This is a genomic window from Streptococcus sp. 27098_8_66, assembly GCF_041431945.1.
Classification (GTDB): Bacteria; Bacillota; Bacilli; order Lactobacillales; family Streptococcaceae; genus Streptococcus; species Streptococcus dentalis.
The window spans coordinates 199,836-208,530 of the sequence record NZ_JAPVYS010000003.1 but is presented as its reverse complement, the minus strand read 5'-3'; the positions used below and the strand labels follow the sequence as shown (position 1 = coordinate 208,530).

Below are 8,695 nucleotides of genomic sequence, written 5' to 3'. Positions count from 1 at the left end.
GTCTATCTATCAAGAAGTGAGGAAGGAATGAAAAAGAATATTGTAAAAGATGTCTTATTCTTGGGTCAAAAGTCAGAAGAAGCGACACCTGAGGATCGCACCTTGGCTTTGGATTTGCAGGACACCTTAAATGCTCATCTCCTTGAGTGTGTTGGTTTAGCGGCTAATATGATCGGGGTGAAAAAACGGGCGATTATCATTCGAATGGGGAGTGAAAATCTGGTCCTGTTTAATCCGGTTCTCCTTGAAAAGAAAAAGCCTTACCAAACAGAGGAAGGATGCTTGTCCTTGGTGGGGAGTCGGCCGACCACTCGTTATGAGGATATTTCAGTGGCCTATCGAGATGTGAATTGGAAAGCAAAAACAATTCATTTGTCAGGTTTTCCAGCCCAGATCTGTCAGCATGAAATGGATCATCTAGAAGGCATTATTATCTAAAGGTGATGGATGGAGTCGATTCGGCTCCATTTTTTAGTTCTTATGGAAACTTTTTTCTTGACAGGGATCTTTTTTGTGTTAAAATAGTTCTCATAGTAACTTTATAGTTCTCAAGAGAACTATTTGGAGGAAATGATGGACAAACCTTTACTAGAATTTAAAAAGATCGGCCATCTCATTCACCTCATGGTAGAAAGAGAGGCCAAGAAGCAGGGGCTTGAATTTAGCGCAGGACCACAAGGTCAGGTATTGAGCTTCTTATCTCATCGTGAAAAGGAGGGAAAAGTGACCTTGATTCGGGATGTTGAGCAGGAACTTCATATCGCAAAATCAGTGACGAGTAACCTGATCAAGCGGATGGAGAAAAATGGCTTTATTTATTTAGAGCCTAGTCCGACCGATAAACGGGCCAAGTATATCTACCTAACAGACAGTGTGAAAAACAAGTTGAATGACATGAAACAATTCTTTGAGAAAGTGGACCAGAAGATGATGGCTGGTGTATCAGAAGAAGAATTGGCCATCTTTTTCAAGGTCATGCATCAATTTTATGAGAATATGAAAAAAAGGAGCGAGGAATGATCAATATATTTCGACGGTTAACCGCCAAAGAATGGGGCATGATTGCCCTTAGTACGGTCTTTATCTGTCTGGCTGTTTGGATGGATTTAAAGACTCCTGAATACTTATCCGATATCACGACCCTCTTAGCCAAGGATGGGACTAAGGTTTCTGATATTATGGATCCGGGAAGCAAGATGTTGCTCTTCTCTTTTGGAAGCTTTTTGATGGCAGTTTTTGTAGGCTTTTTGGCTTCAAGAGTCGCTGCCAGCTTTACGACGCGGCTTCGAGGAGAGATTTTCCATCAAGTGATGGATTACTCTGATGCCGAGATCAAGAAATTCTCTGTTCCCTCTTTCTTGACCCGGACGACCAACGATTTGACTCAATTGCAAATCATGATTGTGATGGGGATGCAAGTCGTGACGCGTGGTCCCATTATGGCAATTTGGGCTTTGACCAAGATTTGGGGCAAGAGCGATGCTTGGACAACGTCTGTTGGGATTGCGGTCTTGATGGTCTTGATTCTGCTATCTGTTCTGGTTCTGATTGCCTTTCCGCGCCAGCAAAAGGTTCAAGGTTTGACCGATGCTTTGAATGCGACGACACGGGAGAGTTTGACAGGGGTGCGGGTCGTTCGCGCCTACAATGCGGAAGCATATCAAAATGAGAAATTCCAGGCTGAAAACAAGGGCTTAACCCGTCTAAATCTCTTTGTTTATCGTTTGATGTCTCTGATGAACCCTGTCATGACAGTGGTATCAAGTGGCTTGACCCTTGCTATCTACTGGATTGGGGCGCACTTGATCAATGATATCGCTATGCCAAAAGATCCTACAGAGATCCTCACCAGTCCTGCATTAGCGGATCGGACCAAGGTCTTCTCCGATATGATCACCTTCTCCTCTTACGCCATGCAGGTTGTCGTTGGCTTTATGATGATGGTGGCCATCTTGATTATTCTTCCTCGTGCCTTGGTATCTGCCAAACGAATCAACCAGGTCTTAGCTTTAGAGCCGTCTGTAGCCTTCCCAAGTGAGTTAAAAGAAACAACAGGCCAAGAGGGTACCGTTGAATTTCAAGATGTTTCCTTCCGATATGGACGGACTTCCCGTGCTGTGATTGAACATGTGACCTTCTCAGCTCAGAAAGGACAAACCGTAGCCTTCATCGGATCAACCGGTTCTGGGAAATCCACTTTGGTCAACTTGATTCCGCGCTTCTACGATGCGACAGAAGGAAAGATCTTAGTGGATGGGGTGAATGTCAAGGATTATAGCTACCAAGAATTGAACAATAAAGTCGGCTATATCCCCCAAAAAGCGGTGCTCTTTAGTGGCACGATTCGCTCCAATATGGAATTTGGAGAAAGTAGTCAAGGAAAATTAGAGGATGAAGCCATCTGGAAAGCTCTTGAATTGGCCCAAGCCAAAGAGTTTGTTGCCGCAAAAGAGAAGGGCTTGGATACAGAAGTAGCGCAAGGAGGAAGCAACTTCTCTGGCGGTCAACGGCAACGCTTGGCCATTGCGCGTGCTCTGGCACGCAAGCCCGAGATCCTCATCTTTGATGATTCCTTCTCAGCCCTGGATTACAAAACGGATCAGATTCTGCGACAAGCCCTAAAAGAAGAGTTGGCAGATACGACTAATTTGATTGTTGCCCAACGGATTTCGACCATTATGGATGCAGATTTGATCTTGGTCTTGGATCAAGGAAAGGTCGTCGGTCAAGGAACACACAAGGAATTGCTTGCGACCAATGAAGTCTATCAAGAAATTGCCTATTCACAATTGTCTAAGGAGGAGTTGGAACATGCATAAAACAAAACAAGAATCGTCCCTTTGGAGTCAACTTTCTCCCTATTTGAAGGGCTTCCACCTATTTTTTGGAATTGCTATCCTCTTTTCGATCGTATCGAGTATTATCACGGTTATTGGACCGGATAAGTTAAAAGAAATCACGGATACCATCACAAAAGGGATGGGAGGCGCCATTGATATTGACAAGATCACTTCGATTGCCCTGACCTTAGCCATTCTTTATGGAGTTGGAGCACTGGTGTCCTACAGCAGTAGCTTCATTATCTCAACGATGATTCAGCGCTTTGCAGAACGCTTGCGCAATGCCATCGCTGAAAAGATCAATCGCGTACCCCTCCAATATTTTGATAGTCATGAACAAGGAGATACCTTGTCTCGTGTGACCAATGACGTGGATTTGATGACCCAATCCTTTAACCAAAGTTTGGTTCAAATGGTCTCCTCTATCGTCTTATTAATTGGCTCCATCTTTATGATGTTTAAGACGGACTGGCACTTGGCTGTCACAGCGATTGTATCCGTCTTTGCCGGCTTTGCTCTTTCCAGCATCATTATGGTTAAGAGTCAGCCTTTGTTTAAACAGCAACAAGATAATCTTGCCAAAGTTTCAGGCTATGTTGAAGAAATCTATAGTGGCCACAATGTTGTCATTTCCTATAATGGCCGTCATCAGGCCAAAGATCATTTTGATACCATCAACCAAGATTTGTACCATAGCATGTGGAAATCCCAATTCTTCTCTGGGATCATGATGCCCTTGATGCAGTTTGTAGGGAATTTCGGCTATGTCATGGTCTGTATCGTTGGGGCTGTCCTCACCATTAATGGGGATATTACCATCGGAACCATTGTGGCCTTTATGACCTATGTCCGCATCTTTACCCAACCAATTGGTCAAATGGCCCAAGGAATTACCCAATTGCAATCAGCCAGTGCTGCTATGGGGCGTGTCTTTGAATTCTTAGACGAAGAAGAAATGGAAGATGAATCCCAAAAAACACGCCAATTGGAAGCAACAAAAGGTCATGTCAAATTTGAGCATGTTCGTTTTGGCTATTCACCAGATAAGACCATTATCCATGACTTTACAGCTGAAGCGAAGCCTGGGCAAAAAGTGGCTATTGTTGGTCCGACAGGTGCTGGTAAGACGACCATGGTCAATCTCTTGATGCGTTTTTACGATATTCAAGCTGGTAAAATTGCTATCGATGGAGTGGATACCAAGGCCATGAGCCGTGAAGAAGTTCATGATGCCTTTTCGATGGTCTTACAAGATACCTGGCTCTTTGAAGGGACTATCCGGGAAAACCTGGTCTTCAATCAAACCGATATTTCGGATGAAGAGGTCGAAGCAGCAACTCGAGCGGTTGGGGTCCATCACTTTATCCGGACCTTGCCGAATGGCTATGATACCGTGCTAGATGATTCAGTGACCTTGTCTGTTGGTCAAAAGCAACTCTTGACCATTGCGCGTGCCCTCTTGAAGGACGCCCCGCTCCTCATCTTGGATGAAGCAACCTCATCTGTTGATACCCGTACAGAAGAGTTGATTCAAAAAGCCATGGACAAACTCATGGAAGGCCGAACTTCCTTTGTCATTGCCCATCGCTTGTCCACTATCCGTAATGCGGATCTGATTCTCGTGATGAAAGATGGAAATATTATCGAGCAAGGCAACCACCAAGAACTCATGAGCCAAAATGGCTTCTATGCTGATCTCTATAATAGCCAATTCACAGAAGAAGTAGCGTAAAAATAAGATACAAAGGGCGTAACATACAAAGTGAAAAAATAGGATAGAAGGCCATTTCCTTGTGCTTTCATCCTATTTTTTTTATTGCAGGAAAAATTTGAAAAGACGTTTCTTGGAGACAGAAAAATGATAAATCATCAGATTTTGAAGCTGAATCATGTGAATAATAAGAAAGAAAGGATAAAACAGAAGCCTGGCTTGACAGGCTTTCTTAGGATCGCGTATACTAGTAGTATAAAATAAGATGAAAGACAGGAGGGTCAACATGATGCCCAATCTTCAAGATTATTCGAAATTTTATCGTTGGCTAACCTTGCCTTTTACGAGAAAACCAAATCGTGTGCAGGCCCTTCAAAGGATGAATCGAATCTTGACGTTCGCCATGCCAGTCATCTACAGTCTAGTCTTTTGTTGGCTGTTTTTAAAGAAAACTTCGATTGGAGGAATCTGGCCTTTTATCTGGATTCCTGCTTCTGGCTTTGTCTTGTTAAGCATCTTTCGCCATTGGGTTAATGTTCCGAGACCTTATGAGAAATGGGAACTTCAACCGTTATTAGAAAAAAATTCATCCGGACATTCCTTTCCCAGCCGACATGTTTTTTCGGCGACCATTATCTCCATGTGTGTCTGTCAGTTGTCGCTTCTGTTAGGAATGTGCTCGATGCTCCTATCTCTTCTGTTAGCTTTTGTCCGAGTTCTTGGAGGGGTTCATTATCCTAAGGATGTCTTCGCCGCGTGGGTATTAGGACTCATCTGGGGTGAACTCTTTTTGCTACTTTAAATGAACAAATTTCTGAAAATTGACCTTTGTTCAAGAGCGAGTGATAGTGTATACTGGAAGGAGGACTTGAATGAGGAGAGAAGATGAAGTACAGAAAAGCAGAAAAAGCAGATCTGGATCAGGTGGTTCGAGTAGCCAGTACAGCCTTTGAGGACTATCTATTTTTAAAAGTTATCAAGGATTTGGTTCGGGATCTGAAACAATACCCTGTTTTTGTTGAAAAAATGATACGCATCTTAGTAAGGATTTTTTTAAGCACCATATTTGCCTTGTAGCAGAAAAAAATACTGAAATTTATGCAGTTGCCTTGTTGCAAAAGGGACCGATTCCTTTTCGGCTCTATCTTTTGAATGGAGGAATCGGGTTGCTCAAGTTTATCTCCTTGAAGAATATCTTGTCCTATTTGATATTTATGGAGGACACGGATAAGGAATTGGAGCAAAATGTAGATTTTGATTGGTATTTGATGCTTCTCGCAGTCGCCCCTAAACACCAACGCCAGGGCTATGGCAGTCGCTTTATGACAGAAGGAATTGAGCCTTTCTTGGAAGAGATCCAAGGAAAAAAACTAGCCTTTTATACCAATACCAAAGGAAATGTCTATTTTTACACGAAAAATGGTTACAAGGAAGTCTATTCAAGTGTGATTAGCTTTAATCATGTAGAAATGGGGAGCTGGTATTTCTTGAAGGAACTAAAAAAACACTAAGGTTACAACCTTAGTGTCAGATTGATGACAAAGTCATTTTAGAAACTTTCCTTAGGTGAGTACGGACGTCAGCGAACTTTGAAGAAGTTCCATGACTTAGTTTTGAGCCCCTTCGCTTTTCAATTTTTGGACTCTGGCTAAAACAGTTCCCCGAACTGTTTTACTCTCAAAACTCCCGAGCTCTTGAAACTGAATAGTTTCAAGAGCTTTTCTCACGTCGGAAAGTTTCAGTTGATGATTGAATAATTCTAACGAATAATTTTTTTATTTTTACAGAAGTTAATAGATTTGTATAAAATAGCAATTTGTATACGCCCTCACACTAAGGTTACAACCTTAGTGTTTTTTCATTGTAGTTGTGGATCAGCTCGAACACCGAATTTTTCAAAGAAAGCAGTTCGTTCTTCTATGATAGCATCGGTCGGATTCTTGATATTCCATAAGAGCTCAACAAGGTCTGGCGTGACTTCACGAAGCAGTTGCCCTAAAGACCAGATAGCCGTTGCAATATGGATCTGATTTTGTGAAGTTTCGATGATGTTCAGGAGTTTAGGGATGGCCGAGCGGTCATTGGCATTGGCTAGTGCGATAATAGCATTGCGTTGGAGGATATTCTTACCTCGCCAGCTTCCAGCAACGTTCCCGAATTTTTCCTTAAATTGTCCGTTGGACAGCTCGATAAAAGGAATCAACTCTGGATGAGCCAGATCTGGATCGATTTCTGTTGCTAAGGGATTATCTAGCCCTTTGTTATAAGGGCAGCTAATCTGACAGATGTCACAGCCATAGATGACCGTTTTAATTTTCTTGCGAAATTCTAGGTCCATCATGCCCTTGTCCTGAGTTTGAAAGGACAAACAGCGTTTGGCATTCATAGAGCCATCTCCGATTAAACAGGAGGTTGGGCAAGCATCTAAACAACGCCGACAGTCTCCACAACCATAGTCGACTGGCTGATCCGGTTCGATTTCGAGGTTGGTAATCAATTCGCCCAGAAACATGTAAGAACCGTATTCTTTTGAAATGACCAAGCCATTTTTTCCGATAAAGCCAATCCCTGCTCGTTGGGCGACAGCCGTATCAACCAATGCTCCAGTATCGACCATGCCCTTGTATTCAAAATCCTGCGTCATTTCTTCAATCCCAGTAGCTAAGCGGTTGAGCTTGTCTTGAAGGACATAATGGTAGTCTAACCCCCAGCTGTTTGGAGTGAATTTTCCTCTTTTATAGGCTGTTTTTTGAGGTTGTTGCTTGAGTTTGTGGGGGTAGGCGACAGCGATTGAGATGATGGTCTTTGCGGAGGAGAGACTTAATTTGGGTTGGATGCGCTCTTCAATATTCTTATGCTCGAATCCAGAATTCCGTCCTTCCTCAACGGCCAAGCGGAGCGATTTTTCCAAATAAGCAAAGTCATCAGCAGTTGTAAATCCAATTTTTGAAATCCCAATAGAATGCGCCAGTTGGATAATATTTTCTTTTAGTGTCATCCCTTTCATTATACACAAAAATGAAGTTTTTGGCGAGAGAGGAAAATAATGGGAAGGGCTTTCAAAAACTTTCTTTTTTTTGTATAATAGAAACATGAAATGCGAGGAGGATATTATGGGACAACCATTATTTTTACATTCAGTCATGCAGGAAAAAATTTGGGGAGGAACTCGTCTGAAAGAAGAATTTGGTTACGAAATTCCGAGCGACCATGTCGGTGAATTTTGGGCGATTTCAGCCCATCCACATGGTGTTTCTAAAGTAGCCAATGGTCCATACGAAGGAATGGGATTGGATCAGCTCTATCAAGAGCACCGGGAATTATTCAGTAATCGTAAAGAGCCTGTCTTTCCTTTATTAACAAAGATTTTGGATGCCAACGATTGGCTCAGTGTACAGGTGCACCCAGATGATACCTATGCAATGGAACATGAAGGAGAACTTGGAAAAACTGAGTGTTGGTATGTGATTGCGGCTGATGAAGGATCTGAGATTATCTATGGGCACAATGCCAAGTCAAAAGAAGAACTCCGTCAGCAAATTGAGGACAAGAACTGGGATGCTTTGCTGACAAAGGTTCCAGTCAAGGCTGGAGATTTCTTCTATGTGCCAAGCGGGACCATGCACGCCATTGGTTCTGGAATTTTGATTCTTGAAACCCAACAGTCGAGTGACACCACCTACCGGGTTTATGATTTTGACCGCAAGGATGCTCAAGGAAACTTGCGGGAGCTTCACTTGGAAAAATCGATTGATGTGTTAAACATCGGTGAGCCGGCAAATAGTCATCCAGATACAGTTGTTGTCGATGATCTTCGAATGACCACCTTGGTTGCAAGTGACTTCTTCACCGTTTATAAGTGGGAACTGACTGGAAAAGCTGATTTTGAAAAGACTGCTGATTACAGCTTGTTAAGCGTCTTAGCCGGAGAAGGAAAATTGACGGTAGATGGAAAGGATTATCCTATTCGAAAAGGAAGTCACTTTATCTTACCGAGCGATGTTGAATCTTGGACTTTGGAAGGGCAAGGTTTAGAATTGATCGTGAGTCATCCATAAAAAAGAAAGGGTTTGAGTTAAAAGTTGTGAAACAACTCAAGCCTTTTTTATCTGAAAACTTTTTTTATGTTAAGCCTTGACTCTGA

At 42.6% G+C, this 8,695-nt stretch carries 9 protein-coding genes; 8 read left to right on the top strand and 1 reads right to left on the bottom strand.

Annotated elements, in window-relative coordinates:
- Nucleotides 1-27 precede the first annotated feature (27 nt).
- The 7 genes from O3642_RS04295 (at nt 28) to O3642_RS04265 (ending at nt 6,062) form a co-directional block, all read left to right on the top strand.
- A complete protein-coding gene (locus O3642_RS04295) occupies nt 28-438 on the top strand; it encodes a peptide deformylase (protein ID WP_371605476.1) in 411 nt (136 codons plus the stop codon).
- A gap of 135 nt (nt 439-573) precedes the next feature.
- Nucleotides 574-1,020 (top strand): MarR family winged helix-turn-helix transcriptional regulator, encoded by a 447-nt coding sequence (locus O3642_RS04290; RefSeq protein ID WP_371605473.1) that lies wholly within the window; start codon nt 574-576, stop codon nt 1,018-1,020.
- Nucleotides 1,017-2,819 (top strand): ABC transporter ATP-binding protein, encoded by a 1,803-nt coding sequence (locus tag O3642_RS04285; protein ID WP_155172482.1) that lies wholly within the window; start codon nt 1,017-1,019, stop codon nt 2,817-2,819. Before O3642_RS04290 ends, O3642_RS04285 begins: the two co-directional genes overlap by 4 nt.
- The gene (locus O3642_RS04280) at nt 2,812-4,572 is read left to right on the top strand and encodes an ABC transporter ATP-binding protein (protein WP_371605472.1); all 1,761 of its coding nucleotides are present in this window, start codon (nt 2,812-2,814) and stop codon (nt 4,570-4,572) included. The genes O3642_RS04285 and O3642_RS04280 overlap by 8 nt, the downstream gene beginning before the upstream one ends.
- A gap of 265 nt (nt 4,573-4,837) precedes the next feature.
- Nucleotides 4,838-5,353 (top strand): phosphatase PAP2 family protein, encoded by a 516-nt coding sequence (locus tag O3642_RS04275; protein WP_155172476.1) that lies wholly within the window; start codon nt 4,838-4,840, stop codon nt 5,351-5,353.
- 83 nt (nt 5,354-5,436) lie between these two features.
- The gene (locus O3642_RS04270) at nt 5,437-5,628 is read left to right on the top strand and encodes a hypothetical protein (RefSeq protein ID WP_371605471.1); all 192 of its coding nucleotides are present in this window, start codon (nt 5,437-5,439) and stop codon (nt 5,626-5,628) included.
- 89 nt (nt 5,629-5,717) lie between these two features.
- Nucleotides 5,718-6,062 carry a GNAT family N-acetyltransferase gene (locus O3642_RS04265; protein ID WP_371605470.1) on the top strand — a complete coding sequence of 115 codons (345 nt, stop codon included), beginning with the start codon at nt 5,718-5,720 and terminating at the stop codon, nt 6,060-6,062.
- 347 nt (nt 6,063-6,409) lie between these two features.
- Here O3642_RS04265 and queG read toward each other — a convergent pair whose 3' ends face one another.
- On the bottom strand, nt 6,410-7,549 hold the full coding sequence (gene queG / locus O3642_RS04260; protein ID WP_371605469.1) for a tRNA epoxyqueuosine(34) reductase QueG: 1,140 nt from the start codon (nt 7,547-7,549) through the stop codon (nt 6,410-6,412).
- A 115-nt stretch (nt 7,550-7,664) separates the two neighbouring features.
- Between queG and manA the strand changes: the two genes are divergently transcribed.
- Entirely contained in the window at nt 7,665-8,609 is a 945-nt protein-coding gene (manA, locus tag O3642_RS04255) for a mannose-6-phosphate isomerase, class I (protein ID WP_049522813.1), read from the top strand.
- Nucleotides 8,610-8,695: the final 86 nt, after the last annotated feature.

What these genes read in the sequence shown, in the direction of transcription:
- O3642_RS04280 (WP_371605472.1), top strand. Translation starts at nt 2,812, where the DNA reads ATGCATAAAACAAAACAAGAATCGTCCCTTTGGAGTCAACTTTCTCCC.
- O3642_RS04270 (WP_371605471.1), top strand. Translation starts at nt 5,437, where the DNA reads ATGAAGTACAGAAAAGCAGAAAAAGCAGATCTGGATCAGGTGGTTCGA.
- O3642_RS04285 (WP_155172482.1), top strand. Translation starts at nt 1,017, where the DNA reads ATGATCAATATATTTCGACGGTTAACCGCCAAAGAATGGGGCATGATT.
- O3642_RS04275 (WP_155172476.1), top strand. Translation starts at nt 4,838, where the DNA reads ATGATGCCCAATCTTCAAGATTATTCGAAATTTTATCGTTGGCTAACC.
- O3642_RS04295 (WP_371605476.1), top strand. Translation starts at nt 28, where the DNA reads ATGAAAAAGAATATTGTAAAAGATGTCTTATTCTTGGGTCAAAAGTCA.
- O3642_RS04290 (WP_371605473.1), top strand. Translation starts at nt 574, where the DNA reads ATGGACAAACCTTTACTAGAATTTAAAAAGATCGGCCATCTCATTCAC.
- manA (WP_049522813.1), top strand. Translation starts at nt 7,665, where the DNA reads ATGGGACAACCATTATTTTTACATTCAGTCATGCAGGAAAAAATTTGG.
- queG (WP_371605469.1), bottom strand. Translation starts at nt 7,549, where the DNA reads ATGACACTAAAAGAAAATATTATCCAACTGGCGCATTCTATTGGGATT.